Raw genomic sequence first — 26,425 nt, 5'->3', positions numbered from 1 at the left:
TATGCCCGGCGGGCAGTGGCGTGTCACGGGCTGACGTATTCATGTCGGATTCATCGCCTTTGCGGCACACTGCCGACATGAAACTTCGCAACCGTCTCTTGCTGTTGACCCTGGTGCTGCTCACGAGCGGCGGGACACTCCCGTTGGCCAGTGCCGGTGACGATGACTGGCGCGATCTTCACCAGGAGGTCAAGGAGGGCCATCTGGTCGGCATCGGCGAGATCATGGATTGGCTGGAAGCCCGCTATGATGGTGAAATTCTGGAGGTCGAGCTCGAGCAGGAAAAGGGCCAGATCGAATATGAAGTGGAGATGATCGGCCCCCAGGGGCAGGTCGTCGAATTCGAGTTCGACGCCACCAATGGCGAGTTGCTAAGTGTCGAAGGGGTGAATATCGAGGCGATGAAGAAATCGCCTTAGACTGTCGTTGATACTGACGACATCTGACCGGAGCCGCGTTTTGGCATGGACGAACTCCGCCAGGGACGATCGTTGCAGTGAAAGATGAGTCTTGAATCAGGGAGTCGGTAATGAAGGTACTGCTGGTCGAGGATGATGCGGCACTGGCCGAGGCGTTGGCAGCTGCGCTGGCCGAGGCCGGCCTGTTGATCGAGTCGACGACCACCGGGCAGGAGGCTGACTTCCTGGTGCGCACCGAGCGCTACGATGCGGTCATCCTCGATCTCGGGCTGCCCGACGGTGATGGGACGCGCTGGCTCTCCCAGTGGCGCGAGGACGCGATCGATCTGCCGGTGCTGGTGCTGACGGCCCGCGAACGCTGGTCCGACAAGGCGGCCGGATTCTCCGCCGGCGCCGACGATTACGTCGTCAAACCGTTCGAGACCGCCGAGGTGCTGTTCCGGTTGCGAGCGCTGGTTCGCCGTAGTCACGGTCATGCTCATCCGGTGATTCGGATCGGGGAGCTGACCCTGGATACCCATTCGGGTAGCGTCTCGCTGGCTGGGCGGCCAATCACATTGACCGCGCAGGAATCCCGCCTGCTTTCGTACCTGATGCATGCCTCGCCGCGTATCGTCAGTCGCGCCGAGCTGGTCGAGCATGTCTACAACCGCGATCACGAGCCCGACTCCAATGTCATCGACGTCCAGATCAGCCGTCTGCGGCGCAAGTTCGGCCGCGCCCGGATCGAGACGCTTCGGGGGCAGGGCTATCGCCTGGTGGATCTCGAGGCCGAGGCTTGAAAGACCAGAACTCGAAAGGCCAGGACTCGAAAGCCCAAAGCTCGAAAGGCCAGAACTCGAAAGGCCAAGACTCGAAAGGCAGCGTCCTGAAACGCTGGCGGCCTCGCTGGATATCGCGCTGGGGGGAGCGGTTGCGGTTGGCGCCGTTGGGGGCGCGCCTGCTGGTGGCCTCGCTGCTGCTGGTCATCGTGCTGCTTCCGCTGGCCGGCGTCGGGTTGAGCTACACCTTTCGGCAGTCCGCGACGGCCTCTTTCGATACCCGTCTCGAATCCCTGCTCAATGCGCTGTTGGCCGGCATTCAGGTCGACAGTATCGGCCAACGTCTGCAATTGAACCGTTCGCTGGGCGATGCTCGCTTCGATCGCGTCTATTCCGGCTGGTATTGGCAGGTGAGCAACGGCAGCGATCTCACCCTGACGTCGCGTTCGCTGTGGGACCAGCGCCTGCCGATTCCCGAGCACCAAAGTGGTTTGGCCGTCTACGAGGTCGAAGGCCCGCGCGATGACGACTTGCGCATGATCGAACGTGGCCTGCGCTTGCCGGGGCACCAGGACGTGATCCACGTGGCCCTGGCCGGATCGACCGCGGAACTCAACCATGAGGTCGAGCGCTTCGAGCGCCTGCTGATCGTGTCGCTGGCCACGTTCGGCGTGCTGCTGCTGGCCGGGTTGGCACTGCAGATGCGCTGGGGGCTCGCGCCGCTGCGGCGGATGTCGGCCAATCTGCGGGCGGTGGAGGAAGGGGATATCGAGCGCCTGGACACGCAACTGCCGGTGGAACTGAAGGAGCTGGCGCTGGCCATGAACGGCGTGCTCGAGCGTGATCGGCGCCTGATCGAGCGCGGGCGCGCGGCGGCCGGCAACCTGGCACATGCGCTGAAGACCCCGGTCAGCGTGCTCAAGACGCTCTCGGAACGTTTTCCCGAGGCCCAGCGCCAGCCCATCAATACCGAATTGACTCGGATCGACGATGCGGTGCGTCACCATCTGGCCCGCGCGTCGGCAGCCGGCGGCGTGGCGTTCTCGGGGCGGGTCTCGATCGGTGAGGCGATCGCGCCGGTCGTTCAGGGGCTGGCCAGGCTGGCCGAACGGCGCGGCATACGGTTCGATGCCGATATCGATCCGAACGCGGCGGCGCGCATCGACCCGCAGGACATTCAGGAGCTCACCGGGAACCTGCTGGAAAATGCGTTGCGCTGGGCGGACAGCCGGGTTTCGTTCCAGGTCTCCCGGGTATCGCAGGGCGTGCGCCTGCGGATCGAGGACGACGGCCCGGGCATGACCCGCGCCCAGGGGGAATCCGCCCTGGCGAGGGGTGTCAGGCTGGATGCCCGCGGCTCTGGTTCCGGCTCCGGGGGTTCAGGGCTGGGGCTGGCGATCGTCGAAGACCTGATGATGCTCTACGGCGGCACGCTGCGCCTGGAGCGTGCCGCCCTGGGCGGGCTGGCGGCGGATGTCTGGCTGCCGGCATCGCCGGTTTCGGCACGAATCGGCGACACGGCCAGCCAGCCGCCGCCAGCCGACTGATCGTTGACCACGCCACCGTCACTCGGCGCTGTCGGGATTCGGCTGCCTCTGCTCCGGAATCAACGAGTACGAAGCTGGCCTCGCACCACGGTGCGGAAGCCGCGCTGTTCCGGTGACTGAATCGCCGCCAGCGCCAATTGCAGCGCCTGCTGTGCGATTTCCGGCAGATTGTGATGAATGCAGGGAATCCGCACCCCGAACACGTCGCTGTGCTCGATGTCATCGATGCTGAACAGCTGGACGTCCCGCTGCGGCACGACTCCTTGCTCGTGGCAGAGTTTCAGTACCGCCATGGTGATCTGGTTGTTGGCACCGATGATCCCTTCCGGCCACGGATGCTCCTGCAGATAATCCCGCAGCGCCTGATAGGCGGGCTCGAAGCTGAAATCGCTGTACACCACGTCGAGCGAGATCGGGCGGCTGCCGATCGCCTCGCGCAGGCCCGACATGCGGCCGATCGAGACCATCGAGTCGGCCGGTCCCGATACGGCAAGCAGTTTTTCCAGCCCCTGCTCGAGACAGTAGCGGCCCGCCTGGTAGCCGCAGTCGAGATTGTCGATGTAGACCCCGCCGTAGTGAGCCGCCTTGAGCTCGCGGTCGACCAGCACGACCGGGATCCCCGCCGCCTCGAGGCGATCCAGGTAGGCCGGGTGGTAATCGATGTCCGACGAGATGACCGACAGGATGACCGCATCGACGGAGAACTCGATCAGCTTGCCGATCGCTTCGGCTTCCAGCGTCTCCGATTCGTAGGAGTCGAAGACCAGCACGGTGTAGCCGCGGGCTCTCGCCGCCAGCGTGATCTCTCGGGTCATGCGACCGAAGAAGGGGTTGTTCATGTTGGGATTGACGATGCCCAGTGTCCGCGTGATGGCGGTCTCGCGCTGGGCCGTCTGTGACGGCGACACATAATTGAGCTCACGAGCGATGCGCAATATCTGATCACGCGTTTCGGCATGAACCTTTTCCGGCGAGGAAAACGTGCGTGAAACGGTGATCTTGCTGACCCCGGCCTGGCGGGCAATATCCGCGAGCGTGGTTCGAGGCATTGACCTCATCTCCCTGATAACACCCGTGATTCCATGAAATCCAGGCGATGACCCTGGCTTTCATGCGCTGAGACGTCAGCAGCCCAGCCGCTGATACGCCATGATCATCGATATCATTTTGTGTCATTTTCTATCATGGAAATCGTACTGTAGAGCTGATTTTTCCGTACTACTTAAGTCTAGTTGAGACATTAAACATTGGTCTAATGTAATTTAAGTCTTTGATTTTTATGGTTTTAGCGAAAATGAAATGACTTGCGTCAATCAGTGTTAACGCTATGATTTGATGCTGATGTCATGGCGTTTGAACATGCATCAATAAAAACGGTCGATCTTCGTCAACTAACGCCAGCCTGGAAAGATCAGGTCCGATCATATCCGCGGGATCGTCCGATACTCGGCGTGACAGCAGTCGAAAACGATAGCCGTCGACAACATAGCAATAACGAGCGCTACGAGAGGAATTCCAGATGAGACTTGCCCTGTTAGTTTCAGGCATCGGTATCGCGGGCCTGGGTGCCTGCTCCGCCGCCATGGCGCAGAGTACGGAGATCACCGTCGCCACCGTGAACAATCCCGACATGGTGACAATGCAGAGCATGATGTCGGCATTCAACGAGGCGCATCCGGACATCAAGGTCAACTGGGTGACGCTGCCGGAAAACGAGCTGCGCCAGAAGGTCACGACCGATATCGCCAGCGGTGCCGGCCAGTACGACGTCGTCACCGTCAGCAACTACGAGACCCCGATCTGGGCGCAGAACGACTGGCTGGCGCCGATGGAAAATCTGCCTGCCAGCTATGATGCAGATGATCTGCTCGCGCCGGTCAAGGAAGGGCTGTCGGTGGATGGCACGCTCTACGCGCTGCCGTTCTATGCGGAGTCCTCGGTGACTTACTACCGCAAGGACCTGTTCGAGAAGGCCGGTATCGAAATGCCGGACAAACCGACCTGGACGCAGATCAAGGACTTCGCTGCCAAGATCCAGTCGTCCTCCGATGGCGTCTACGGCATCTGTCTGCGCGGCCTGCCGGGCTGGGGCCAGAACATGGCGCTGTTCGGCACCATGGTCAACAGCTTCGGCGGTCGCTGGTTCGACATGGATTGGAAACCTCAGTTGACCAGCGACGAGTGGAAGAACGCGGCCAATGCGTACGTCGAGCTGCTCAACAACTACGGCCCGCCGGGCGTGACCTCCAACGGTTTCACCGAGTCCGAGACGCTGTTCGCCAATGGCCAGTGCGGCATGTGGGTCGACTCCACCGTGGCGGCCAGCTATCTCAGCGACCCGGAGACGTCCCAGATTGCGGACAACGTGGGTTTTGCCCAGGCACCGTACGAAACGACCGAGAAGGGCTCCAACTGGCTGTTCACCTGGGCGCTGGCCGTGCCGCAGTCATCCAAGCATCAGGAAGCGGCGAAGACCTTCGTCGACTGGGCGACCTCCAAGGACTACATCCAGGCCGTCGCGGATGACAAGGGCTGGCTGGCGGTGCCGCCGGGAACGCGTCAATCGACCTATGCCAGCGACGACTACGTCAAGGCGGCACCGTTCGCGCCGCTGGTCGAAACGGCAATCAAGAGCGCCAGCCCGAACGATCCCAGCGCGCAGGAAGTGCCCTATACCGGCGTACAGTTCGTCACCATTCCGCAGTTCCAGGCGATCGGTACCCGCGTCGGTCAGCTGATGGCAGCGATGCTTTCCGGTCAGAGCAGCGTCGACGAGGCGCTCCAGCAGGGGCAGACCTTCACCGACCGCATCATGCAGCAGACCGGCAAGCCGCAGTAAGCGATTCGCCTTTGGACACCGCCGGTCGGCCGATCGGCGGTGTCGCTGCGTAAGTCGGACCGTTTGACTGAACCGTTTAGCCGGACCAGTGGTTGCGTCACGCAATCCCAAGCCACGGGAATCACGCATGAAAGCCATTTCTCGAACCGTCTCGACCGCCACGCCCTCCGCCGAAGTCACCGGGGCGCGCTCTTTCGCCCACACTACACGACTGTTGATGGCACCGGCGGTCATCTTCCTGCTGATCTGGATGCTCGTCCCGCTGGCGATGACCATCTATTACTCGTTCCAGCAGTACAACCTGATCATGCCGATGTACAACGGCTTCGCCGGGTTGAACAATTTCGCGATTCTGCTGGGCGACCCCACGTTCTGGAAGTCGCTGGCCAATACTCTGATCATCGTCGCGGCCAGCCTGGTCATCACGGTGTGCCTGGGTCTGGCGCTGGCACTGCTGTTCAATCGCACCTTCGTCGGCCGTGGCGTGGCTCGCACGCTGGCGGTGGCGCCGTTTTTCGTGATGCCGGTAGTGACCGGCCTGATCTGGAAGAACATGCTGTTCCACCCGGTCTACGGGCTGTTCGCCTGGGTGGCGCGGCAACTGGGGCTGGAGCCGGTCGACTGGCTCGCCCACTATCCGATGCTGTCGGTGATCATCATGATCACCTGGGAATGGATGCCGTTCGCGCTGCTGGTGCTGCTGACCGGCCTGCAGTCGCTGCCGGAAGATCAGATCGAGGCGGCCAGGCTCGATGGCGCCAGTGCCTGGCAGGAGTTCCGCCATATCGTGGTCCCGCACCTGGGGCAGGTGCTCTATGTCGTGGTGATGCTGGAGAGCATCTTCTTCCTGACCTCGTTTGCCGAGATCTACACCACCACCAGCGGTGGCCCCGGTACCGCGACCACCAATCTGCCGTACTACATCTTCCAGACCGTGTTCCAGCAGAACGACATCGGCATCGCCTCGGCGGCCGCCATCGGCGCCGTAGTCCTGGCGAACATCTTCGCCATCATGCTGATTCGCTTCATTGCCGGGAACCTCAACGCGGGAGCCGCACGATGAAATCGCAACGGTTTGCCAACACTGCCATGGGCGTGCTCGCGTGGGTCGTGGCGCTGCTGATCTTCTTCCCGATCCTGTGGCTGCTGCTGACCGCGTTCAAGACCGAGCAGCAGGCCTTCACGGTGGTACCGAACTTCTTCTTCTCGCCGACACTGGAGAGCTTCAAGACGGCCCTGGCGCAGGGCAGCGGCTACTGGCACTACGCCTGGAACTCCGCATTGACCGCCGTCGCCTCGACCGTCATCGGGCTGGCGCTGGCGGTACCGGCCGCCTACGCCATGGCTTTCTATCCCAACAAGCGCACCGACTTCCTGCTGGTGTGGATGGTCTCGACCAAGTTCATTCCGGCGGTCGGCGTCCTGATTCCGATCTATCTGGTCTATAGCGCGGTCGGACTGCTGGACAACGCCCTGGGGCTGACGCTTTTGTTCACCGCGATGAACCTGCCGATCATCGTGTGGATGGTCTACTCCTACTTCCGTGACATCCCCAAGGACATCGTCGAAGCCGCCGACATCGATGGCGCCAGCATCATGCAGACCCTGTTCAAGGTGGTATTGCCGCTGGCGCTGCCCGGACTGGCTTCGACCGGTCTTCTGGCGCTGATTCTGGCGTGGAACGAGTCGTTCTGGAGTATCACCATGACTGACCACAGCGCTGCAACGCTGGCGGTTTACATCGCCTCGTTCAAGAGCGCCGAGGGGCTGTTCTGGGCCAAGATGTCCGCCGCTTCGGTGCTGGCGATCGCGCCGATCATCGTGCTCGGCTGGTTCACGCAACGCCAGATGGTCAGAGGGCTGACCTTCGGCGCCGTCAAATGACCGGCGATCGTGCTGGTACCGAATTTCATCGAGAGGGTTAACGACATGGCCATCGTCGAACTCAAGAACGTCGCCAAACAGTACGGTTCAAGCAGCAACAACGCCGTCGACAATTTCAACCTCGTGACGCGCGACGGTGAATTCGTGGTGCTGGTCGGGCCTTCGGGCTGTGGCAAGTCCACCACCATGCGCATGATTGCCGGTCTCGAGCGCAACACCGGTGGCGAGATCCTGATCGGCGGCAAGGACGTCAGCCAGGTGCCGCCGAAAGAGCGCGATATCGCCATGGTGTTCCAGAGCTATGCGCTCTATCCGCACATGAGTGTGGCGGAGAACATGGGGTTCAGTCTGAGACTGAAGAAGCGTCCGGCCGAGGAGATCAAGCAGAAGATCGACGAGGCGGCGCAGACGCTGGGTATCGAACATCTGCTGGACCGCAAGCCGCGCGAGCTGTCCGGCGGTCAGCGTCAGCGCGTCGCGCTGGGACGGGCGATCGTGCGCAACCCGCAGGTGTTCCTGATGGACGAGCCGCTCTCCAACCTGGATGCGAAGCTGCGCGTCGATATGCGCGCCGAGATCGTCAAGCTGCACAAGCGGCTCAACGTGACCACGTTCTACGTCACCCACGATCAGGTCGAGGCGATGACCATGGGCGAGCGTATCGTGGTGATGAAGGACGGTGAAATCCAGCAGATCGATACGCCGATCAATCTCTACGACTTTCCGGCCAACCGGTTCGTGGCCGGTTTCATCGGCAATCCGTCGATGAACTTCCTGCGTGCCCGGCATGCCGACGGCGCGGTCAGCGGACCTGGCTTCGCCTTCACGCTGGACGCGGCCCACACCCAGGCCATGGCATCACGGCGTGTCGTCGATGTCTGGGTCGGCGTTCGTCCGGAACACCTGCGGATCGGCGACGCGGCCGGTGCCAATCGCGTCGAAGGTACGGTGGATGTCGTCGAGACGCTGGGCGCGGTGACCATGGTGCAACTGAGCGTGGGGGAACATGTCGTCACCGCGCAGTTGCCGGGCCATCAGACAGTTCGGATCGGCGACACGCTGACACTGACTTGCGACAGCGACAAACTGCACCTGTTCGACAGCGAAAGCGAGCTGGCCATCGGCCGCGAGTCGGCGGCGGCGTCTTCCGCGACTGCCGAAGCCTAGTCGAGCCTGCGTTGTGCTCAGTATCTTTCCCGGAGCAGTGACTTTTTCAGGAGAAACCCCATGGCATCGCTGAATTCGGCGGCTCTCGACCAACTCGACGGCGCCGTCGCCAAGCCTTCCTACGATCGTAGCCAGGTCACGCCGGGCATCGTCCACTTCGGTGTCGGCGGCTTCCATCGCGCCCACCAGGCGATGTATCTCGACGACCTGATGAACCGAGGCGAAGCGCTGGACTGGGGCATCGTCGGCGTCGGCGTCATGCCGGGCGACCGGCGCATGCAGGCGGCGCTGTCCGCCCAGGATCACCTCTATACGCTGGTGATCAAGCATCCCGAAGGGGAGTATCAGGCGCGAGTCATCGGCTCGATCATCGATTACCGATACGCGCCGGACGACATCGAGGACACGCTGGAGCTGCTGGCGGACCCGAAGATTCGCATCGTCTCCCTGACGGTGACGGAAGGGGGCTACAACTTCCACCATGTCACCGGCGAGTTCGATCTCGGCAACGAGGACATCAAGCACGACCTGGCCTCGCCACAGGCGCCCAGGACGACCTTCGGCATCGTCGCCGAGGCGCTGGCGCGCCGGCGTGAGCGGGGCATCGAGCCTTTCACGGTGATGTCCTGCGACAACATCCAGGGCAACGGCGAGGTGGCGCACAAGATGTTCGTGGCCTATGCCAAGGCGCGGGATGCGGAACTGGGCGACTGGATCGATGCCAACGTCCGTTTCCCCAACTCGATGGTCGACCGCATCACGCCGGTGACCACCGATGCCGACATCGAGGAGATCCACCAACGCTTCGGTATCGAGGACCGCTGGCCGGTGGTGTGCGAACCCTTCACCCAGTGGGTGCTGGAGGACCACTTCAACAGCGGTCGGCCCGCCTACGATCAGGTCGGCGTGCAACTGGTCGATGACGTCATGCCCTACGAGCTGATGAAGCTGCGTCTGCTCAATGCCAGTCACCAGGCGCTGACCTACTTCGGCTATCTGGCCGGCTATCGCTACGCCCACGAAGTGTGCAAGGACCCGCTGTTCGTCGACTTCCTGCTCGACTACATGAATCGAGAGGGCACGCCGACCCTGCGGCCGGTGCCGGGCGTCGACCTCGACGACTACAAGCGCACCCTGATCGCGCGTTTCGCCAACCCGGAGATCAAGGACACCCTGGCGAGACTGTGCGCCGAGAGTTCGGATCGCATCCCCAAGTGGCTGCTGCCGGTGATTCGGGAACAGCTGGCGCAGGATGGCGAAATTCATCGCAGCGCGGCGGTCGTGGCCAGCTGGGCCCGTTATGCCGAAGGCGTCGACGAGCAGGGCGAGCCGATCGTGGTGGTCGATCGGCTCAAGGACGAGTTGATGGCGATCGCCAAGCGCAACCGTGACGAGCCGACCGCGTTCATCGAGAATCGCCAGTTGTTCGGCGATCTGGCCGATGACGAACGTTTCCGCACGGCCTACCTCGATGCGCTAGAACGGCTGTACCGGGACGGCGCGCGTGCCTGCGTCGAACATCTCGTCGCCAATTGACCTCAGCGACTGACGGGGTAAGGTCGGCGTTCACGCCGGCCATGGCGCCGGGCTGGAATCTGAACTGATCGAGGGATGGATGCGATGTATATCGGTGTGGATTGTGGCACGCAGAGCACCAAGGTCGTGGTGGTCGATGGAAGCGACGGCTGCATCGTTGGCGAAGCCTCTCGTCCCCACAAGCTGGAGCAGGGCGATCACGGCCGGCGGGAGCAGCGTATCGAAGAGTGGACCGAGGCATTTCGTGGCGCACTCGGGGAGGCGTTGAGCAACGCCGGCGTGGAGGCGGTCGCGGTCCGTGCCATCGGTATCTCGGGGCAACAGCACGGCATGGTCGCGCTGGATGGCGACGGCGTGCCGGTGCATCCGGCCAAGCTCTGGAACGATACCGAAACCGCGGAGTGGAACGAACGGCTGATCGACCGGCTCGGCGGGGAGCAGGGTTGTATCGACAAGCTGGGCCTGGTGCTGCAGACCGGCTATACCGCTTCCAAGATCGCCTGGCTGCGCGAGACGCATCCACAGGTGTATCGGCGGATCGCCACGCTGTTGCTGCCGCACGACTATCTCAATTTCTGGCTGACCGGGGAACGTGTCGCCGAGCCGGGCGATGCTTCCGGCACCGGCTACTTCGATACGCGCACGCGGACCTGGCGTCGCGACGTGTTCGAGATTATCGCCCCGGAGCTGGATGCCGACAGCGTGCTGCCCAGGCTGATCGATTCCCGCCAGGCGGTCGGCACGGTTCGCCCGGCGCTGGCGCGGGAGCTGGGCCTTGGCGACGACGTGCTCGTCTCCAGCGGCGGTGGCGACAACATGATGGGCGCCATCGGCACCGGCAATATCGAGCCGGGCCGCGTCACGATCAGCCTGGGTACCTCCGGCACCATCGCCGTCCATTCGCCGGATCCGGTGGTGCCGGACAACGCCATGGTGGCGAACTTCTGCGCCAGCCACGATGGCTGGCTGCCGCTGATCTGCACCATGAACGTGACCTCGGCCACGACGACGCTGCGGGAACTGGTCGGGCTCGATATCGAGGGTTTCAATCGTGCCGTCGCCAAGGCCGAGCCGGGGGCGGGCGGCATCACCCTGCTGCCGTTCTTCAGCGGCGAGCGGGTGCCGGCGCTGCCGCAGGCCCAGGCGAGCATGAGCGGCATGACCAGCTTCAATACCACGCCGGAAAACCTCTGCCGTGCCGCCGTCGAGAGCGCGACGTTCGGGCTGCGTTATGGACTCGAACTGCTCGGCCCGCTGGCGAGCCAGGCCACCCAGGTACGCCTGGTCGGCGGCGGCGCGAAAAGCCCGATCTGGCGCCAGATCGTGGCCGACGTGCTCGATGTCGAAGTGGTCTGCCCGGAAGTGACCGAGGCGGCAGCCTTCGGCGGCGCGATTCAGGCGCGCTGGTGCGACGATCGCGAGTCCGAGGTGGCACTGGACACGCTCTGCCGGGACTGGGTCAAGCTGGACGAATCCACCTTGACCCGACCCCAACCGGAAACCGTGGCCAGCTATCACGGTATCTATCGGCGTTACCGCGACGCGCTGAGCCGCGAGCACGGTATCGCTTGAAACCTTCGTTGCCTGGCGGTGGGTGACGACCGCCGGACCTTGAAATCGGGGCATTGCCCCCTCATCGAAGAGCCATGGCACGACGTTTTCCGATGACCGTTTTCCGATGGCGTTTGCCCCGTGCAGGTCGCGATCCTGATCCGGTGCCGTTGGGTTGAACGTACCCACGCCGAATGGCCCGAAACTCGGCAAGGTCCACGGCGTGAGCCGGGCATCGGTGTTATGCTTTCAGGATCAGGATTGCGACGGGATGCAATCACACGCCACGACGATGGAGCGACTCATGACACAGCAACTTGAATCTCTCAAACAACTTTCCATGGTGGTTGCCGACACGGGCGATCTGGATGCCATCCGCCGCTATCAGCCCCATGATGCGACCACCAACCCGTCTCTGATCCTCAAGGCGTTCGATCTCGAGGGCTATCAGGATCTGATCGAAGAGACCCTGAGTGCGGTCAAGTCGGAAATTTCCGATCCCGATGCCCGTATCGAAGAGGCGGTCGATCGTTTGTCGGTCGCCATCGGCACCGAGATCACCAAGCTGGTGCCCGGCCGGGTATCCACCGAGGTGGCCGCCAAGCTCTCGTTCGACGAGCAGGCGAGCATCGACAAGGCCCACCACCTGATCGATCTTTACGAAAAGCGCGGCGTCTCCAGGGATCGTGTGTTGATCAAGCTGGCCTCGACCTGGGAAGGCATTCGTGCCGCCGAGAAGCTGGAGAAGGAAGGCATCAGTTGCAACCTGACGCTGCTGTTTTCCGACGCCCAGGCCCGTGCCTGCTTCGAAGCCGGCGTCTATCTGATCTCGCCATTCGTCGGCCGTGTCACCGACTGGTACAAGAAGGCGACCGGCACCGAATCCTACGCGCCGGACGAAGACCCGGGCGTCAAGTTCGTTCGCGGCGTATGCGACTACGCCAGCCGTTACGGCTATGACACCGTGGTCATGGGCGCCAGCTTCCGCAATACCGACCAGATCCTGGCACTGGCAGGCTGCAACCGCCTGACCATCTCGCCGGCGCTGCTCGAGGAACTCTCCTCGGCGGAAGGGGAAGTGACCCGCAAGGTGACCGATACCGGTAGCGGCAGCGAGCATCTCGACCCGATCGGTGAAGCGCAGTTCCGTTGGGAGCACAACGAGGACGCCATGGCGACCGAAAAGCTGGCCGAAGGCATTCGCACCTTCGCCGCCGACCAGAAGAAGCTGGAAGGGCTGTTGGCCAAGCGTCTCGGCTAAGTCTTTTCTTTCAAGCTCGACGCAGAGACACCCGGCCATGTGCCGGGTGTTTTTTATTGGTGGACCGGACTTGGTGGTGGACCGGACCTGGCTGATTCTTGAGTGAAGAGGGCATCACTGATCGTGAATCAGCCATCCTCACCGTTGGTTGACGAGGGGGCTTAACGCTCGCCCCCTCGCCGCTCCCCCTCTTTTTGACGCCGCCGGTCGGCGAAACCCTGGTCGCTCGAGTGTCGATCTCGGGTCGGCGCGAAAGGGCATCCTGCCCAACGCGCCTCTTGCGTCATCCATGACGCAAGACCCGGTTCGACACTCGATTGCCCAGCGCCGTCCGGGAAAGGCGTCATCGGGTGGCAGTCGACAGGCTTTGAGGTCGAAATCTACCCGAGGCGTCTTCTGTCGATCGGAGGAGTTACGCCTTCTTCCAGACATCCGCCAGAATCTCGTAGGACTTCACCCGATCGGCGTGATCAAAACAGTCGGTATTGACCATAATCTCGTCGGCACCGGTGCGTTCGAGCAATTCGTCCAACTGCTGGCGAATGCGCTCCGGGCCACCGACCACGGCGGCGCCGAGATTCTGCGCGACCATCGCTTCTTCCTGCAGCGACCAGTCGAGTCTTTCCACCGGCGGCTGGGTGCGCGTGCTCTTGCCGCGAATCAGGTTGAGGAATTTCTGCTGCTGCGTGGTAGCCAGGAAGCGGGCGCGCTCGTCGCTCTCGGCCGCGACCAGCGGAATGCCGATCATGGCATGGGGCTTGTCGAGCACGCCGGGCTGGAAGCCTTCGCGATAGAGATGCAGCGCCTCGATCATGTAACCCGGCGCGAACTGGCCGGCAAAGGCGAAGGGCAGCCCGAGCCGGGCGGCAAGCTGGGCACTGTAGCCGCTGGAACCGAGCAGCCAGATGGGCACGTGCGTGCCTTCGCCGGGAATGGCGCGCACGCGCTGACCGGGCACGCTGTCGCCCAGGTAGCGGCGCAGTTCATCGAGACGATCGGGGAAATCGTTGACGCCGGCACGAGGATCGCGACGCATCGCCTGCATGGTCACGCCATCCGACCCCGGCGCACGGCCCAGGCCGAGATCGATGCGATCCGGGTAGAGCGTGGCCAGCGTGCCGAACTGCTCGGCGATCGCCAACGGCGGGTGGTTGGGCAACATGATGCCGCCGCTGCCGACGCGAAGGGTCGAGGTGGCCCCGGCGATATGACCGATCAGGACGCTGGTCGCCGCACTGGCGATCCCGTCGATGTTGTGGTGCTCGGCCAGCCAGTAGCGGTTGTAACCCAGCCGCTCGGTCTGCTGGGCCAGGTCGACGCTGTGGCGGAAAGTCTCCGCCGCTGTGCCGTCGCGCGTGATCGGTGCCAGATCCAGCACCGAGAGAGGTATATCGGCAAGTCGTGACATGAGCGTTCTCGTCGGAGAAATGGGCGGGCGCTCGTTAGCGCCCTCATGATCCTCATCATGAGGGCACTCGGGATGAATGCAACCGATACTCGCTTTTCGCTATGCCTCCGGGCTTCTGGCGCCTGAACGAGGCGTACGCCTAGATTTCGCTCAGCAGGGCCTGGATTTCCTGGCGACGCCCGGCGTCCGCCGTCTCCCTGCCGGGGCGGGGCGCAGCTGCCATGGCTTTCTCGAGCGCCTGGCGGGCTTGCGCATCGTCGCCCTGGTCATGAAGGAAGTCGGCCCAGAAATAGTTGCTGTCGATCCCGTCGGGATTGAGGCTCAGGCCTTTCTGCAGCAACTGGCGCGCCTTGTCGTCGTCACCGAAGCTGATCGGCCAGCCAGGAACCTGATGATAGAGCGTACCCAGACTGGTGTAGGCCGAGCCATCCAGCGTCGTCGGGTCGATCGCTAGCGCCTGCTCGAACTCGGCGCGGGCATCCTTGACCTGGGAGAGTGCGCTCAAACCGCCCTCCGCGCCGGCCTGGGAGCCACGGATGATACCCGCCCATGTGTGCAGCTCGGCGCTCTGCGGCTGCGCTTTCAGCAACGCCTGGGCGCGCTGGTAGAGCTGCTCGAAGGCGTCGGCACGCCGCGCTTCCGGTGTCTGGTACTGAATATTGGCCCAGCGGCTCTGGAGTTCGTGCAGGCCCGCGGCGGCCGTTGCCGAGTCTGCGGTCGAGGCCGAAGGCGTCGAAGAGTCCGACGCCAGGGCTGCTGGAGTGTTGACTGGCGCGAGGCCTGTCATCGTGGCGACAACCACGGCGAGGATCATGGCCTTCGAAGCATGGCGTGCTTTCATGGTGATTTCCCTGTGCGAATCAGGACGATGGGGAAGCGCGGCGCGCGTGCTGCTGGATCGTCGACAGCTGTTTCTTGAGGGCGCGATCGACGATGCCGGGCAGAATGCCGTTCAACCTGACCAGCAGACACTCCGGCCAGCCGAGCTGTCGGTCGGGCGCGTGCTTCTCGATACCGCGGATCACGTCTGCGGCCACCTGAGCGGGTTCGTCCACATGGTTGCCGAGCGCGGCATTGAGGGCATCGGCGCGGTCGCTGTTCATGCCCGTGCGGGTGGCGCGGGGCGAGATGTGAAGCACTTTGACGGGCGTATCGGCCAGTTCCCGGCGCAGCGCCTGGCTGAAACCCCGCAGGGCGAACTTGGTGGTGCAGTAGGCGGTGTAGCCGGGGTGCCCGATCGCTCCGAAGGCGGAACCGAGATTGACGATCCAGGCGCTGTTCTCGTGCAGCAGTCGCGGCAGCAGCGCCTGAGTGAGCAGCAGGGTGGCCGTCACGTTGAGGTCCACCATCGACGAAATCACGGCGGGAGACTGCTCATCGAAGAGCCCGAAGTGATTCACGCCGGCCGCGTTGATCAGCATGTCGACGCGGACGTCTTCCGCCATCTCGACGATCTGGCGACGGTCATCGGGCTGCGTCAGATCGGCGGACAGCGCACGGATATGCCCGGGGGCCAGCGCCGTCAGCTCCTTCAGCACGCTCTCGTTGCGCCCCACGATCAGCAATCGGGCACCGCGTTCGGCCAACAGTGTCACCAGCTCCCGCCCGATGCCGCCACTGGCGCCGGTGATCAGAATGCGGCGATCAGACCAGCGCATGGCTCAACCCCTCGTGACTGGCCGTGTCGCCGGCAGCCCGCTCGAGATTGCGGAACATGGCACCGTAGAGTCGGTAGACCATGTTGGCGGCATCGATCACGGCTTGCAGATCGGCAGGATCGTCGAGCCGGTTTATCTGCTCTTCGAAGAACGCCAGATGCCCGATATCGAGACTGCCGTGGGACTCGAGATAGCGAAAGGCATTGGCCGGGAGCCCTGCGCCGTCGCGCATCTGCTCGGCAGCCTGCGTGGCGATGGCGGTGCTGGTGCCTTCGAGCACGTGAACCATGCCGAAGAAGCCGACCGGGTTGTCATGCTCGATCACGTCGCGAACGTAGCGCACCATCAGCTCCGTGGCCGGTGCGGGCGTGGCAGCGACGACGGCATCGGCGTCGCCGCCCAGGGCGCGGATGTCGTCGAGGATCCAGGCCTGGTGGCCGTACTCTTCCTCGATATATTCCACCAGCGCGCCGCGCAGCCATTCGAGCCGCTCCGGCAGGCGGGCGCCGCACGCCATCATCAACGGGACGGTCTGCTTGACGTGGTGATAGGCCTGGCCGAGAAACGCCAGATACAGCTCGCGCGTGATGTTGCCTTCCAGCGCCTGGCGGATGACTGGCGTGTCGAGCAGCCACTGGCGATGGCTGGCGGTTGCCTGTTGCAGCGTTTCGTAGTGAGTCATGGTGTCGTCTCCTCGGACGAGGGGCGGATATTTCGCGGATCCGCCGAATCGGGAACCGGGCTTTCCAGCCAGGTGGAGTAATGTGCGGCGAGGACATCGCGGCGCAGGCGACCGTTGGCGGTTGCCTGACCGTTCTGTGGCGTGAAAGGCGCGCTGCGTTGCCATCGCGAGACACGGGCATAATCGGGCAGGCGGGCGTTGGCGCGTGCCACCGCCTCTTCGATCTGGCGGTCGTTCACCCAATCCCCGCGCGGGACCAGCAGGGCGCGATTGGCGGTCTGCGCCTCGCCGGTGACCCAGGCCTGGGCGATGGCCGGCTCCGCCGTGAGTTCGGCTTCGACCCAGGCGGGGTCGACGTTGCGTCCGTAGGCCGTGATGAAGACCTGGCGGCGGCGCCCCTTGAGCGTCAGGTTATCGCCATCCCATTCGCCGAGATCGCCGGTGGGCCAGACGTCCGGCGCCGGTGTCTGATCACCCAGATAGCCCAGCATCACGTTGCCCTGGACCAGCACTTCGCCATCCTCGGAGAGGCTGACACGGGCATGGGGGAGCGGTTTGCCGACGCTGCCGGGGCAGCACTCGCCGGGCCGGTTGAGCGTGACCACGGAGGCGCATTCGGAAAGCCCGTAGCCTTCGAAGACCGGCCAGCCGGCGCGTTCTGCACGGGTCAGTAGCGCTGGCGAGACGGCGGCGCCACCAACGGCAAAGAAGCGCCCGAAGTCGAGTGGCTTCTCGCCCTGTTGCGTCAGCAGCGCCGAAAGCAGCTGCGGCACCAGAATCAGGCTGTCCGGCGCCTGGCGATGGATGACTTGCCAGCCGGCGGCGCTGTCGAAACCGCTGGCACCCTTCCAGCCAAGTGTTGCCAGCGACGGCAGGCTGACGCTGCCACCGAGCCATAGCGGCGCGTAGAGGCCGCCGATGTTCTCCAGCAGCGTCGCCAGGGGCAGCAGTGCCAGGTGGCGCCGTACGCCGACGCTGTCGGCGACCTGCGCGAGACTCGCGGCGACCGAGAGCTGGTTGTCGCTGCTCAGGCACACGCCTTTGGGCGTGCCGCTGGTTCCCGAGGTGAAGGTGATCTTGTGCGTGCCTTCCGGCAGTGCCGGCGGGGGAGTAGACATGGGGCGTCGCCATAGCATGGCATCGTGGCCGGCTTCGAAACGCAGCGCGCTTGCCAGCGGCTCAGGGCCGATCAATGTGTCGACGCCGGCCTGATCCACCACGTGAGCCAGTTGTGCCGGCGTGAAGAAGCCGGGCAACGGCACGTTGACGATGGTTTCCTGCATCATCGCCAGATCCCAGAGCGCCCAGTCGATGCCGTTATCCAGCGCCAAACCCACGCGTCGACTGCCGAGCCGGCGCAACTGCCGTGCGCGGGATTCGACGAGCGTCATCAGCTCGCCATATCGGATCGAGCGGGTGTCGTCTTCCAGAGCGACACGATTCGCCTCGGTGCTGCTCAGTGTCCTGAGCTGGTTCAGAAAGCGGTCACGCATGATCGGTATCCTCGAGAAGCGAGACAGCGGCTGGCTCGATGGCAGTGATCAGCCCGCCTGAAGCCGGGGCAAGACGGCGCCAGGCGGCAAGCAGGTCGCCACCCATGACCCAGGGTCGATGCAGGTAGTAATTGCCCCAGTCGTTTCGGGCGTTGCCCAGGCGTGTCGGGTCCGCATCCGCCAGGCGGTGGACGTCCAGACCAAGGCGACGGAATCCGTTGCGAACGGTGGCGGTCGCGGTGAATGCCAGCCAGCGGCACTCTTCAGCCACGAGCGTGTCGATCAACGCGCGAATCAGCGGGACCGTCATGCCGGGGCGGCGTGACGCCAGATTGCCGATTTCCGCCAGGGCCGTGCGCTCGACCGGTTGCGCCAGGACCGTAGAGAGCGCACGTTCGATCGGCACGTCCAGGTAGTGTTCGAGAAAGAGCGAGGTCGCATCGGCGCGCTGAACACCCACGGCCGCCTGCAATCGATCGTGCTCCCACAGGCCGTAAAGACGCGGCGAGAAATGGACGATCGTGGCGCCGTGCTGTTGCCGGTAGGTGGCAGCGATGAAATCCTCGAGCACCCTGCGTTCCCGGTCGTTTCGACTTTCACGCCAGATCAGGTTTGTCGCTGGGGCTGGTAACCCTGGCATCGGATAGCCCTCCGGCAATGCGTTGGAGGGTAGACTGAGGGAGGGGGGCTTAACGGAGTCTTACGCTGGGGCAGCGCTGGCGTGATATCGTGAAATTCCTCGAGAGCATGGCTCGAGACAGGCTGACAGGTAGCGTCGAGGTACAGAGCGTCGTCTACACTGATGATGTCAAAAGGAAATCAGCACAAACAAAAGGGGACGACATGCCCAGACTCGGTAAACAAGGCGTATTCATCGTCTCGGCTGTGGTAATTGCGGCAATCGTAGCCGTTGGCGCCATTTTCCCGACAGGATTTGGCAATATCGCTAACGCCGCATTGGGTGCGACTACGCACTACTTTGGATGGTTCTATCTTATCTCGGTGTTCGGATTCGTCATCTTTCTGGTAGGGCTGGCATTCAGCAAGTATGGAAAGATTCGCCTGGGACCGCAGGATAGCAAGCCAACCTATGGCTTCTTTTCCTGGGTGAGCATGCTGTTGGCGGCAGGGTTCGGTGTCGGCCTGGTGTTCTACGGCATGGCGGAACCGATGACCCATTACATGACGCCGCCCTACGGCGACGTGGCGCCGGAATCCGCCGAGTCGGCGCGCTATGCCATTCAGTACGCCTTTTTCAACTGGGGCATTCATCAGTGGGCGGCTTTCTCGGTCGTCGGCCTGATCATCGCCTACTACCAGTTCCGCAAGGGGCAGGCGGGCATGGTGTCCAACGTGTTGTCTTCGGTGACGGCGAAACGTCCCAAACTGCGCCGTCTTGGGCCGATCCTCGATATCTTTGCCGTCGTCGCGACGGTGATGGGCGTGGCGACCTCTATCGGGCTGGCCGTGTTGCAGATCAACGGCGGCCTGCATTTCGTGTTCGACGTGCCCGAAAACATGATGTGGCAGTTCATCATCATGGGGGCGATGTTCATCTGCTACATGCTCTCGGCGACGTCGGGGCTGGACAAGGGCATCAAGAACCTGTCCAACCTCAATCTGATCATCTGTTTCGCGCTGATGTTCTACATCCTGTTCACGGGACCGACCATCGCGATTCTCGAGACCATCACGCTGGGCATCGGCGACTACCTGCAGAACTTCATCGGCATGAGCCTGCGAATGTCTCCCTTCGATGACAGCCAGTGGGCGTCCAACTGGACGATTTTCTACTGGGCCTGGGTCATCGCCTGGTCACCGTTCGTGGGCACCTTCGTGGCGCGTATCTCGCGCGGGCGCACCATCAAGCAGTATGTCTTCGGCGTGCTCGTCGTGCCGCCGCTGCTGGCCTGCCTGTGGATCGGTGTGTTCGGCGGCGCCGCCATCCAGATGGAAATGAACAGCGATGCGGGTCTCGCCCAGGCGACGGCCGACAACATCACCTCGGCGCTGTTCCAGATGTTCGATCTGATGCCGTTCTCGAACGTGCTGTCGATCGTCGCGCTCTGCCTGATCTTCATCTTCCTGGTGACATCGGCGGATTCCGCGACCTACATCGTCTCGCAGATGACCGATAATGGCTCGCTCAATCCGCCGCTGATGAAGCGGATCATCTGGGGGGTACTGATCGCGGCGATCTGTCTGACGCTGCTTTCTGCCGGTGGCGAGAACGGGCTGAAAGGGTTGCAGTCGGCATCGGTGCTGGCGGCGTTGCCATTCACGTTCATTCTCTACGGCATGATATTCGTGACTCTGAAAGAGCTGCGCGCCGACCGCAAGGCGATGCTGACCGCGCTCTATCGTCGCCATAGCGATACGCCGGTAGGCGCCGATGCATTCGAAGCCGAAGAGCTGGCGGAGGAAGACCGTTACCGCCGCGCGCCGGACATCAAGAACCGTCGCATCAATCCGCGATAGTCGGGCGTGATATCGCGACGGCCCCGGTCCGCCAGGATCGGGGCCGTTTTCGTTGGTGGCATCGTTCTGCCGGCATCAAGTCGAGGGGCGAGGGGCGAGGGGCGAGTGGGCGCGGGGAAAGTGGCGAAGATCGGCGAAAAGACCTAATTTGAAGCTCAATTCAAGAGGCGTGCCGCCGTTAACATAATCATATGACTTGCGGAACTTGCCCATGCGCCCGGCCATGAAGCCCACCAGCCAGCTAGGCCGACACCAACCAGGCCGACACCAGCTACGCCAAGGCGCGACTCGGCGTTCGCTGGTGCCTGCCGAAGCGCCTGTCGACCGGTGGCTCAATCTGCTGGTCAGCGTATCCGTGGTCACGGCGCTGCTCGTCGGCGGCGTGGCGCTGGTCGTTACCTTGCTGTTCCACTGATCGCCGCGATCGTGGTTATCCGGTGAGCCTCGTTCTCGAAGGCTGCCGATCTCAAGACGAACCTTCTGGCGTCGATCGCTCTTCGCGGCGCCGACGCTGCAATCGCTGCATCGATGCCACCAGGTCGTTGAACCGTTCCCCCTGAATCTGGATGTGAGCCTTGATCGCCGCTTCGGCAGCGTCGGCGTCGCCGCGCTCCAGCGCCGCCATGATCGCTTCGTGCTCGTCGAAACTGCTGGCGAGACGGCGGCGGGCATGCAGCTGCAGGCGGCGATAGGGCTTCAGAATGGCGTGCAGGCGCGAGGCTTCCTGCGCCAGGAAGTCATTATGGCTTGCCTGGTAGATCAGGTGATGAAAGGTCCCGTTTTCGTAGTAGTAACCGTCGGCATCGCCGGCAGCCATGCATTCGCGGCAAGCCGCCTGGGCGCGATGCAGCGCCGCCAGTTCTTCCGGTGTCATGCGCCGCGCCGCCAGACGTGCGCACATCCCCTCCAGCTCCGCCATCACTTCGAAACGCTCGACCAGTTCGGTCACGCTCAACTGGGCGACGAATGTCCCGCGCTTGGGCAGCACGCGCACCATGCCGGATGCGGCGAGCTGCTGCAGCGCCTCGCGGATCGGCGTGCGCGAGCAGTCGTACTCCTGCGCCAGTGCCGCCGGGTCCAGCCTGTCTCCAGGCGCGTAATGGCCTTCGACGATGGCATCCTCAAGCAGGTCGCGAAGCCGCTGGGCATGCGGGATGCGGGCCATATTAGACTTTCTCCTATGTTGACACCGGGCTGGCCGGGGCATAACTGTTATATATAACAGAGCGATGACATGTATGTTAACAGTCGGTTTCGGAATTCATGCCGACGTTTTCCTGCCAGACCGCTTCGCTCTGCCGAACGCTCGTCGCTGCCGCCGCTGGTGACAGCCCGAGCTCCAGCCACAGACCCGAGAGGGCCGGCATGAACGTCAACATGAATTTTCTGCAGGATCTTCTCTCCAGCATCGGCCGTCGGACACGGGGCCAGCATCTTGCCGGTAGCGAAGATGGCGGGACGCCGAGCAGTCTGGCGCGACTGACATCGGTATGCGAGACGCTGATGCAGCCCGGTGGTGAGGCGTCGCAGATTCTGATCGCCCAGGAGGCACTGGAGCGCTACGCCTCGCTCGGCGAGAGCGATCGGCTCGCCTTCTTCCAGTTGCTGGGGGAACGCTACGCCGCCGAGCCCGACGCCATTCACGAGGCTTATGCGGCGTATCGCGACAACGGGGACAACGCCAGTCTGCAACGGCTGTTCGCGGCCTGCGAGCCTCGTCGTCAGCACCTACTGCGGCGGCTGAATCTGTGCCCGGGCGGCACCTACGAACTGGTCAAGATGCGCGCGGATCTGTTGCGCTGCCTCAAGGCGAACCCCGAGCTGGCGCCGCTGGATGCAGATTTCGATCATCTCTTCGCATCCTGGTTCAACCGCGGCTTTCTGGTGCTGGAGAGCATCGACTGGAACACGCCGGCGGCGGTGCTCGAGAAGATCATCCACTATGAAGCCGTCCATGCCATCGGCGACTGGTCGGACTTGCGTCGGCGCCTCGACCCCGAGGATCGCCACTGCTATGCCTTCTTCCATCCGGCCACGGGTGACGAGCCGCTGATCTTCGTCGAAGTGGCGCTGTGCCGGGGTATTCCCGACAGCATCCAGACGATTCTGGAAGGTGGCGACGAAGTGCGCCCGGAGGAGGCCGATACCGCCGCCTTCTACAGCATCAGCAACTGCCAGGCCGGCCTGCGGGGAATCTCGTTCGGCAACTTCCTGATCAAGCAGGTGGTGCAGGAACTCAAGCGTAATCTGCCGAATCTCGAAAACTTCGTGACGCTCTCGCCGGTTCCCGGTTTTGCCAAGTGGCTGGCAGCGGAACGCGAAAGTGGAACCTGCCAGCTCGCCGACGAGATTGCCGAGGGGCTCGACGACGGGCGCTGGCTGGAAGATCCCAAACTGCGCGACAAGCTGAATGCCGAACTGCGGGGGCTGGCGGCGCATTACCTGATCGACGTCAAGCGCGACAGCGGCCTGCCGCTGGACCCGGTGGCCCGCTTCCACCTGGGCAACGGCGCCAGCCTGCACCGGCTCAACTGGCCTGGTGATACCTCCGAGAACGGCCGCCGCCAGTCTCATGGGCTGATGGTCAATTATCTCTACGAGCTCGGTCGGATCGAGCAGAACCACGAAGCGTTCAGCCGCGAGGGCACGGTGGTCTGCACCAGCGAGATCCGCCGCGATGCCAAGCAGGGGCGCTCGCGCTGCCGTCATGGCTCCCGGACCGATGCCTGATCGTTCGTGACCTGTTTCATAAAACAGGCCTGACCGTTTCACAAAACAGGCTTGGCCTTTTCAAAAAATAGGCGTGACCGTTTAACAAAGCAGGAGAGGTGGGATGAATCAGAATCTGTATCTGCAATTCTCGGGCAATTTCGAGCGCCGCCCGGACAAGGTGATGATCGATACGCCGAGCGGCGAGCAGTATCGCTATCGCGACGTGCTTTCCACCTCGCGTCGCATGGCGCGGGTTCTTCGCGACAACGGCGTAGTGCCGGGTGACCGCGTCGTGGTGCAGGTCGACAAGAGCCCGCAGGCGATCATGCTCTATCTGGCCTGCCTGCAGACGGGAGCGGTCTACCTGCCGCTCAATACCGCCTACACGGAGGCGGAAGTCGAATATTTCCTCACCGACGCCGAGCCGCGATTCCATGTCTGCCGCCCGGACGACATCGACACCGCGCGGCGGTTGGCACAGCGCTGTGGGGTGGCGGTCGTCGAAAGCCTGGGCGCGGAAGCCGACGGTTCGTTGATGGAACGGGTCGCCGAGGCCGAGGAAGATCCGCACATCGCCGAGCTGGAAGCCAACGATCTGGCGTCGATTCTGTATACCTCCGGCACCACCGGGCGTTCCAAGGGTGCCATGCTGAGCCACGGCAATCTCGCTGCCAACAGCCAGGCGCTGGCGCAGACCTGGCGCTTCAGCGCCGACGATCATCTGCTGCACGCCTTGCCGATCTTTCACACCCACGGCTTGTTCGTGGCGTGCAACATCGTTCTGACCGTCGGTGCTTCGATGACCTTTCTGCCCAGGCTCGATGCCGAGCAACTGCTGGATCTGATGCCACGGGCAACGGCATTGATGGGGGTGCCGACGTTCTATACCCGCCTGCTGGCCAGCCCGCGGCTGAACAGGGAGACCACCGCGAACATGCGCTTGTTCGTGTCCGGCTCCGCGCCGCTGCTGGCGGAAACCCATCGGGAATTCCGCGAACGTACCGGCCATGCCATTCTCGAACGCTACGGCATGACCGAGACCAACATGAACACCTCGAATCCCTACGACGGCGAGCGCCGTCCGGGCACGGTCGGCTTCGCGCTGCCGGGTAGCGAGGTGCGCATTACCGATCGCGAAACCGGCAAGGCATTGCCGGCGGGGGAAACCGGCCTGGTGGAAGTTCGCGGGCCGAACGTCTTCCAGGGCTACTGGCGAATGCCGGAAAAGACCGCCTCCGAGTTTCGCGACGACGGCTTCTTCATCACCGGCGATCTCGGGCTGATCGACGAAGACGGCTATCTGCATATCGTCGGGCGCGACAAGGATCTGGTGATCTCCGGTGGCTACAACGTCTATCCCAAGGAGATCGAGCAGTGGATCGACGAGCTGCCTCAGGTGGTGGAGTCGGCCGTCATCGGTGTTGCCCATCCCGATCTGGGCGAGGGAGTGACCGCGGCGGTGGTGCTGAAGCCGGGGGAATCGCTGGACGAATCTGACGTGCTGGCGGCGCTGAAGGACAAGGTGGCGCGCTACAAGCAGCCGAAGAGAGTGTTCTTCATCGATAGCCTGCCGCGCAACGTGATGGGCAAGGTCCAGAAGAACGCGCTGCGCGAACGCTATGCCGATATCTACCTGAGTGCCGAAACGGCAAATCCGTAGCATTACGGGAGGTTTTTCACCCTCGCCGCGTGGGTAACGCGGCACGGCCGTCACGCCGGGCGTGGCGGTTCCGATACACGCCAAGCTCCGATAACCGGGCCAATCATGACGATGTCTTTGTAAAACGTTCTATAACAATGCCCAAGAGGTGACAACGATGGTGATCTACGGTGTAGCACTCCTGGCCGGCTGCATGCTGGTCGGGCTAATCATCGGCGACGTACTCGGCCAGTTGCTGGGAATCGATGCCAATCTGGGCGGTGTGGGCATCGCCATGCTGCTGCTGATCTTCGTGACCGGCTACCTCAAGGATCGCGGCAAGCTGCCGGAGACGACCGAGAGCGGCATCAACTTCTGGAATGCGATGTACATTCCCATCGTCGTTGCCATGGCGGCCAGCCAGAACGTGGCGGCTGCCTTCAGTGGCGGCATGGTGGCGATCCTGGCCGGAGTGCTGGCCGTCGTGCTGGGGCTGGCGCTGGTTCCCGTGCTGACCGGCAGGAAGGTCGACGATGCGAGCCCGCTCGACTCGACGCCAACAGCCCATAGCGGCCACTGAAAGGGGAGGCTCGCATGAACGATTCCATTGTTTCGCTGGTCGACAAGTATCACCTGATTGCCGCTTTTGCCGTGATCGGCCTGACCATGTACGTGGCGTACTGGCTCAGTCGCCATCTCACCGCGGGCCGTCTGCATGGCTCGGCAATCGCGATCATCATCGGCTTGATCCTCGCCTATGTCGGTGGGGCATCCACCGGCGGCAGCAAGGGGCTTTCGGATGTCACGCTGTTTTCCGGTCTGGGATTGATGGGGGGCGGCATGCTGCGGGATCTGGCGATCATCGCCACCGCGTACGGCGTGCGTCTGCAGGAGGTCAAGAAAGCAGGCCTGCGTGGCGTGATCGCCCTGTTTCTCGGCGTGCTGGTGTCGTTCGTGGCGGGGGCCGTCGTCGCGATCGGCTTCGGCTATACCGATCCGGTCGACATCACCACGATCGCGGCCGGCGCGGTGACCTATATCGTCGGACCGGTAACCGGGGCCACGCTGGGCGCGAGTTCGGAAGTGATTGCGCTGTCGATCGCCGCCGGCCTGGTCAAATCGATCCTGACCATGATCGCGACACCGATGACCGCGAAGCTCATCGGGCTGGACAACCCGCGCTCGGCGATGATCTTTGGCGGCCTGATCGGGACGACCAGCGGCGTCGCGGCGGGTCTCGCGGCCACCGACGCGCGGCTGGTGCCCTACGGTGCGATGACCGCGACGTTCTATACCGGGCTCGGCATCCTGCTGGCGCCGACGGTCCTGTTCCTCGCAGTGCGGGCGATTTTCTGAATCTCTGTCCGAAAGACCGCTTCGGAACGACCCA

General features: G+C 63.3%; 24 protein-coding genes. 16 read left to right on the top strand and 8 right to left on the bottom strand.

What is annotated here, in order from left to right:
• The first annotated feature begins 77 nt into the window (after positions 1-77).
• The 3 genes from R5R73_RS14360 (at position 78) to R5R73_RS14350 (ending at position 2,727) form a co-directional block, all read left to right on the top strand.
• Positions 78-419, top strand: coding sequence for a PepSY domain-containing protein (locus tag R5R73_RS14360; protein ID WP_322527880.1), 342 nt, complete (start codon positions 78-80; stop codon positions 417-419).
• Positions 420-529: 110 nt separating this feature from the next.
• A complete protein-coding gene (locus R5R73_RS14355; RefSeq protein ID WP_071229792.1) occupies positions 530-1,201 on the top strand; it encodes a response regulator transcription factor in 672 nt (223 codons plus the stop codon).
• Positions 1,202-1,338: 137 nt separating this feature from the next.
• On the top strand, positions 1,339-2,727 hold the full coding sequence (locus R5R73_RS14350; RefSeq protein WP_322527879.1) for a HAMP domain-containing sensor histidine kinase: 1,389 nt from the start codon (positions 1,339-1,341) through the stop codon (positions 2,725-2,727).
• Between the two features lie 59 nt (positions 2,728-2,786).
• Here the strand turns inward: R5R73_RS14350 and R5R73_RS14345 are convergent, their stop codons facing one another.
• Positions 2,787-3,776, bottom strand: coding sequence for a LacI family DNA-binding transcriptional regulator (locus R5R73_RS14345; RefSeq protein ID WP_322527878.1), 990 nt, complete (start codon positions 3,774-3,776; stop codon positions 2,787-2,789).
• Between the two features lie 470 nt (positions 3,777-4,246).
• On the opposite strand from R5R73_RS14345, the gene R5R73_RS14340 reads away from it, so the two are divergent.
• The 7 genes from R5R73_RS14340 to tal all read left to right on the top strand — a co-directional run bounded on the left by R5R73_RS14340 (position 4,247) and on the right by tal (position 12,965).
• The gene (locus R5R73_RS14340; protein ID WP_322527877.1) at positions 4,247-5,566 is read left to right on the top strand and encodes a sugar ABC transporter substrate-binding protein; all 1,320 of its coding nucleotides are present in this window, start codon (positions 4,247-4,249) and stop codon (positions 5,564-5,566) included.
• A 217-nt stretch (positions 5,567-5,783) separates the two neighbouring features.
• A complete protein-coding gene (locus R5R73_RS14335; protein ID WP_322529608.1) occupies positions 5,784-6,629 on the top strand; it encodes a sugar ABC transporter permease in 846 nt (281 codons plus the stop codon).
• Positions 6,626-7,450 (top strand): carbohydrate ABC transporter permease, encoded by an 825-nt coding sequence (locus R5R73_RS14330; RefSeq protein WP_087718443.1) that lies wholly within the window; start codon positions 6,626-6,628, stop codon positions 7,448-7,450. Before R5R73_RS14335 ends, R5R73_RS14330 begins: the two co-directional genes overlap by 4 nt.
• A gap of 45 nt (positions 7,451-7,495) precedes the next feature.
• Positions 7,496-8,617 (top strand): sn-glycerol-3-phosphate ABC transporter ATP-binding protein UgpC, encoded by a 1,122-nt coding sequence (locus R5R73_RS14325; protein WP_322527876.1) that lies wholly within the window; start codon positions 7,496-7,498, stop codon positions 8,615-8,617.
• A 60-nt stretch (positions 8,618-8,677) separates the two neighbouring features.
• A complete protein-coding gene (locus R5R73_RS14320; RefSeq protein WP_087718445.1) occupies positions 8,678-10,153 on the top strand; it encodes a mannitol dehydrogenase family protein in 1,476 nt (491 codons plus the stop codon).
• 84 nt (positions 10,154-10,237) lie between these two features.
• Positions 10,238-11,725, top strand: coding sequence for a xylulokinase (xylB, locus tag R5R73_RS14315; protein WP_087718446.1), 1,488 nt, complete (start codon positions 10,238-10,240; stop codon positions 11,723-11,725).
• Between the two features lie 283 nt (positions 11,726-12,008).
• Positions 12,009-12,965 carry a transaldolase gene (gene tal / locus R5R73_RS14310; protein ID WP_322527875.1) on the top strand — a complete coding sequence of 319 codons (957 nt, stop codon included), beginning with the start codon at positions 12,009-12,011 and terminating at the stop codon, positions 12,963-12,965.
• Positions 12,966-13,377: 412 nt separating this feature from the next.
• On the opposite strand, the gene R5R73_RS14305 is transcribed toward tal, so the two are convergent.
• The 6 genes from R5R73_RS14305 to R5R73_RS14280 form a co-directional block, all read right to left on the bottom strand.
• Positions 13,378-14,373 (bottom strand): LLM class flavin-dependent oxidoreductase, encoded by a 996-nt coding sequence (locus R5R73_RS14305; RefSeq protein ID WP_322527874.1) that lies wholly within the window; start codon positions 14,371-14,373, stop codon positions 13,378-13,380.
• Between the two features lie 139 nt (positions 14,374-14,512).
• On the bottom strand, positions 14,513-15,214 hold the full coding sequence (locus tag R5R73_RS14300) for a hypothetical protein (RefSeq protein ID WP_322527873.1): 702 nt from the start codon (positions 15,212-15,214) through the stop codon (positions 14,513-14,515).
• 19 nt (positions 15,215-15,233) lie between these two features.
• Positions 15,234-16,031, bottom strand: a complete 798-nt coding sequence (locus R5R73_RS14295; protein WP_322527872.1) for an SDR family oxidoreductase — start codon at positions 16,029-16,031, stop codon at positions 15,234-15,236.
• Positions 16,018-16,713: an iron-containing redox enzyme family protein gene (locus R5R73_RS14290; protein WP_322527871.1), complete on the bottom strand. Its 696-nt coding sequence runs from the start codon at positions 16,711-16,713 to the stop codon at positions 16,018-16,020. Before R5R73_RS14290 ends, R5R73_RS14295 begins: the two co-directional genes overlap by 14 nt.
• Positions 16,710-18,206: an AMP-binding protein gene (locus R5R73_RS14285; RefSeq protein ID WP_322527870.1), complete on the bottom strand. Its 1,497-nt coding sequence runs from the start codon at positions 18,204-18,206 to the stop codon at positions 16,710-16,712. The genes R5R73_RS14290 and R5R73_RS14285 overlap by 4 nt, the downstream gene beginning before the upstream one ends.
• Positions 18,199-18,846 carry a thermostable hemolysin gene (locus tag R5R73_RS14280; protein ID WP_322527869.1) on the bottom strand — a complete coding sequence of 216 codons (648 nt, stop codon included), beginning with the start codon at positions 18,844-18,846 and terminating at the stop codon, positions 18,199-18,201. Before R5R73_RS14280 ends, R5R73_RS14285 begins: the two co-directional genes overlap by 8 nt.
• 203 nt (positions 18,847-19,049) lie before the next feature.
• Here R5R73_RS14280 and R5R73_RS14275 point away from each other — a divergent pair, with 203 nt between their 5' ends.
• Both R5R73_RS14275 and R5R73_RS14270 read left to right on the top strand, forming a co-directional pair.
• Complete coding sequence (locus R5R73_RS14275; RefSeq protein ID WP_322527868.1) at positions 19,050-20,684, top strand: BCCT family transporter; 1,635 nt, start codon at positions 19,050-19,052, stop codon at positions 20,682-20,684.
• Between the two features lie 211 nt (positions 20,685-20,895).
• The gene (locus tag R5R73_RS14270; protein ID WP_071230001.1) at positions 20,896-21,099 is read left to right on the top strand and encodes a hypothetical protein; all 204 of its coding nucleotides are present in this window, start codon (positions 20,896-20,898) and stop codon (positions 21,097-21,099) included.
• A gap of 51 nt (positions 21,100-21,150) precedes the next feature.
• Here R5R73_RS14270 and R5R73_RS14265 read toward each other — a convergent pair whose 3' ends face one another.
• A complete protein-coding gene (locus R5R73_RS14265; RefSeq protein ID WP_322527867.1) occupies positions 21,151-21,849 on the bottom strand; it encodes a GntR family transcriptional regulator in 699 nt (232 codons plus the stop codon).
• A gap of 200 nt (positions 21,850-22,049) precedes the next feature.
• On the opposite strand from R5R73_RS14265, the gene R5R73_RS14260 reads away from it, so the two are divergent.
• The 4 genes from R5R73_RS14260 (at position 22,050) to madM (ending at position 26,391) form a co-directional block, all read left to right on the top strand.
• Complete coding sequence (locus R5R73_RS14260) at positions 22,050-23,414, top strand: malonyl-CoA decarboxylase (RefSeq protein ID WP_244179754.1); 1,365 nt, start codon at positions 22,050-22,052, stop codon at positions 23,412-23,414.
• 103 nt (positions 23,415-23,517) lie between these two features.
• Positions 23,518-25,056 carry a malonyl-CoA synthase gene (locus R5R73_RS14255; RefSeq protein WP_322527866.1) on the top strand — a complete coding sequence of 513 codons (1,539 nt, stop codon included), beginning with the start codon at positions 23,518-23,520 and terminating at the stop codon, positions 25,054-25,056.
• A 157-nt stretch (positions 25,057-25,213) separates the two neighbouring features.
• Positions 25,214-25,615 carry a malonate transporter subunit MadL gene (gene madL / locus R5R73_RS14250; RefSeq protein ID WP_087718453.1) on the top strand — a complete coding sequence of 134 codons (402 nt, stop codon included), beginning with the start codon at positions 25,214-25,216 and terminating at the stop codon, positions 25,613-25,615.
• A 14-nt stretch (positions 25,616-25,629) separates the two neighbouring features.
• Positions 25,630-26,391: a malonate transporter subunit MadM gene (gene madM, locus R5R73_RS14245; RefSeq protein ID WP_087718454.1), complete on the top strand. Its 762-nt coding sequence runs from the start codon at positions 25,630-25,632 to the stop codon at positions 26,389-26,391.
• Positions 26,392-26,425: the final 34 nt, after the last annotated feature.

This window comes from Salinicola sp. LHM, assembly GCF_034479735.1.
Classification (GTDB): Bacteria; Pseudomonadota; Gammaproteobacteria; order Pseudomonadales; family Halomonadaceae; genus Salinicola; species Salinicola salarius.
This window is presented reverse-complemented; position numbering and strand designations above follow the sequence as displayed.

Coding starts and splice junctions, on each gene's coding strand:
- R5R73_RS14360 (WP_322527880.1), top strand. CDS start 78: ATGAAACTTCGCAACCGTCTCTTGCTGTTGACCCTGGTGCTGCTCACG.
- R5R73_RS14355 (WP_071229792.1), top strand. CDS start 530: ATGAAGGTACTGCTGGTCGAGGATGATGCGGCACTGGCCGAGGCGTTG.
- R5R73_RS14345 (WP_322527878.1), bottom strand. CDS start 3,776: ATGCCTCGAACCACGCTCGCGGATATTGCCCGCCAGGCCGGGGTCAGC.
- R5R73_RS14340 (WP_322527877.1), top strand. CDS start 4,247: ATGAGACTTGCCCTGTTAGTTTCAGGCATCGGTATCGCGGGCCTGGGT.
- R5R73_RS14335 (WP_322529608.1), top strand. CDS start 5,784: ATGGCACCGGCGGTCATCTTCCTGCTGATCTGGATGCTCGTCCCGCTG.
- R5R73_RS14330 (WP_087718443.1), top strand. CDS start 6,626: ATGAAATCGCAACGGTTTGCCAACACTGCCATGGGCGTGCTCGCGTGG.
- R5R73_RS14325 (WP_322527876.1), top strand. CDS start 7,496: ATGGCCATCGTCGAACTCAAGAACGTCGCCAAACAGTACGGTTCAAGC.
- R5R73_RS14320 (WP_087718445.1), top strand. CDS start 8,678: ATGGCATCGCTGAATTCGGCGGCTCTCGACCAACTCGACGGCGCCGTC.
- xylB (WP_087718446.1), top strand. CDS start 10,238: ATGTATATCGGTGTGGATTGTGGCACGCAGAGCACCAAGGTCGTGGTG.
- tal (WP_322527875.1), top strand. CDS start 12,009: ATGACACAGCAACTTGAATCTCTCAAACAACTTTCCATGGTGGTTGCC.
- R5R73_RS14305 (WP_322527874.1), bottom strand. CDS start 14,373: ATGTCACGACTTGCCGATATACCTCTCTCGGTGCTGGATCTGGCACCG.
- R5R73_RS14300 (WP_322527873.1), bottom strand. CDS start 15,214: ATGAAAGCACGCCATGCTTCGAAGGCCATGATCCTCGCCGTGGTTGTC.
- R5R73_RS14295 (WP_322527872.1), bottom strand. CDS start 16,031: ATGCGCTGGTCTGATCGCCGCATTCTGATCACCGGCGCCAGTGGCGGC.
- R5R73_RS14290 (WP_322527871.1), bottom strand. CDS start 16,713: ATGACTCACTACGAAACGCTGCAACAGGCAACCGCCAGCCATCGCCAG.
- R5R73_RS14285 (WP_322527870.1), bottom strand. CDS start 18,206: ATGCGTGACCGCTTTCTGAACCAGCTCAGGACACTGAGCAGCACCGAG.
- R5R73_RS14280 (WP_322527869.1), bottom strand. CDS start 18,846: ATGCCAGGGTTACCAGCCCCAGCGACAAACCTGATCTGGCGTGAAAGT.
- R5R73_RS14275 (WP_322527868.1), top strand. CDS start 19,050: ATGCCCAGACTCGGTAAACAAGGCGTATTCATCGTCTCGGCTGTGGTA.
- R5R73_RS14270 (WP_071230001.1), top strand. CDS start 20,896: ATGCGCCCGGCCATGAAGCCCACCAGCCAGCTAGGCCGACACCAACCA.
- R5R73_RS14265 (WP_322527867.1), bottom strand. CDS start 21,849: ATGGCCCGCATCCCGCATGCCCAGCGGCTTCGCGACCTGCTTGAGGAT.
- R5R73_RS14260 (WP_244179754.1), top strand. CDS start 22,050: ATGAACGTCAACATGAATTTTCTGCAGGATCTTCTCTCCAGCATCGGC.
- R5R73_RS14255 (WP_322527866.1), top strand. CDS start 23,518: ATGAATCAGAATCTGTATCTGCAATTCTCGGGCAATTTCGAGCGCCGC.
- madL (WP_087718453.1), top strand. CDS start 25,214: ATGGTGATCTACGGTGTAGCACTCCTGGCCGGCTGCATGCTGGTCGGG.
- madM (WP_087718454.1), top strand. CDS start 25,630: ATGAACGATTCCATTGTTTCGCTGGTCGACAAGTATCACCTGATTGCC.